We start from the raw sequence: 1,910 nt of genomic DNA, 5'->3' as shown, positions 1-1,910 counted from the left end.
CCGGCTAAGTTTGACCTGAGCCTGTTCATTACTGAGAAGGCATCCTGCCTGACAGGGGCGATCAATTACGCCGTCAGCCTGTTTGATGACACGACGATAGCCCGGATGGCGGCCAGTTATCAGCAGGTACTCGCCGCATTTGTGGCAGAGCCACAGCAACCCTTGAGCCGTATTGATGTGTTATCTGCGCAGGAGCGTCATACCTTGCTGTATGGCTGGAACCAGACGAATAAACCCTACCCGTCAGAGAATACCCTGCAACAACAATTTGAGGCTCAGGCGGCAGCCACACCGGATAATGCCGCCCTGGAATTTGCCGGAGAAACGCTGACCTACCGCCAGCTTAATGAACGGGCCAATCAGTTAGCGGCCGTGATCCGGGCACAGTATCAGCAGCAGTGCCATACCCCGATGCCGGCCGATACGCCGGTGGCGTTATATCTGGATCGCAGTCTGACGATGATTATCGCTATCCTGGCGGTGTTAAAAGCCGGCGGGGCGTATGTCCCGCTTTCACCGGAATACCCGCCGGAGCGTACCCGCTTTATTCTGGCTGACACACAAACTCCGTGTGTAGTGACTCAGCAGCAGCATTTGGCTGCACTGACGGCCTGCACACAAACACGGACGGTGGCCCCCGTTCTGATTGCCGCTGATGATCCGGCAGTGACCGCCGGTTATCCTGCCGGTAATCCGCCGCCAGTAAACAGGGCCACCGATTTGGCCTACATCATTTACACATCAGGCACCACCGGGCAGCCGAAAGGCGTGGCGCTGACACACCGCAGTGTGATGAACCGCCTGTGCTGGATGTTGTCGCGTTATCCCTTCCGGCCAGCCGATAAAATACTGCAAAAAACCCCGTACACCTTTGATGTGTCAGTGTGGGAATTGCTGGCGGCAAACTGGACAGGGGCCTGTATTGTGATTGCGCCGCCAGAGGCACATAAACAGCCGGCGGTGTTGCAGCAACTGATCCGGCAAAGCGGTGTGACCATGGTGCATTTTATCCCGTCCATGCTAGGGGCATTCTGCCAGACCCTGGAGGCCATGGGGCAGCAGTTACCGGCCGGGGTACGTTATGTTTTCTGTAGCGGGGAGGCCCTGACGGTGTCACAGGTCAGGGCATTTAACCGGATCCAGACGGGCAGCCCTGCTCTTATCAACCTCTATGGGCCGACGGAAGCGGCGATTGAAGTCGCCTGTTATGAGACGGACACGGCCTGTCACGGTAATGTCCCGATTGGGCGGGCGATTGATAATGTGCGGCTCTATGTGCTGGACAAATACGGTAATGCTTCCCCGATAGGGGCACCGGGTGAACTGTATATTGGAGGCGTTTGTCTGGCACGCGGTTACTGGAACCAGCCGGCCCTGACGGCAGAGAGTTTTGTGCCGAACCCGTTTGCGACAGCGGAAGACGTGGCATTGGGTTATAGCCGGTTGTATAAAACCGGGGATTTGGTGCGCTGGCGGCCGGACGGCAATCTGGACTATCTGGGACGCAATGATTTTCAGGTGAAAATCCGGGGCTACCGGATTGAACTGGGGGAGATCGAAAGTGTGCTGGCAACTCATCCACAGGTGAAACAGGCAGTGGTGATTGATCGGGAACGCGAGGGGGAGCGCGTGCTGGTGGCCTATCTGGTGACGGCGGATGAAGTATCGGATGACAGCCTGATCGGGCATCTGTCAGCCCGTCTGCCGGAATATATGGTGCCGGCCAGTTTTACCCGTCTTGAATCCGTGCCGCTGACGCTGAACGGCAAACTGGACCGGCGGGCCTTGCCGGTCCCGGTCTGGGTAAACCGTGAACAGTATGTGGCCCCGCGCACGGCACTGGAAACCCGGTTGTGCCTGATCTGGCAGTCGGTATTGGGGCTGACACGGGTGGGGATTGACGATAACTT

The 1,910-nt window shown here is 57.6% G+C and carries 1 protein-coding gene; it reads left to right on the top strand.

Annotated features, from left to right (window positions below; translation table 11 throughout):
• Positions 1 to 1,910 (top strand): non-ribosomal peptide synthetase (locus Xind_RS19430; RefSeq protein ID WP_187650926.1); only part of this gene is annotated, 1,910 nt, incomplete at both ends.

It is taken from the genome of Xenorhabdus indica (assembly GCF_014467235.1).
In the GTDB taxonomy this organism is placed as follows: domain Bacteria; phylum Pseudomonadota; class Gammaproteobacteria; order Enterobacterales; family Enterobacteriaceae; genus Xenorhabdus; species Xenorhabdus indica.
Note: the sequence above shows the minus strand (reverse complement) of the source record. Positions and strands in the feature narration are given on the sequence as shown.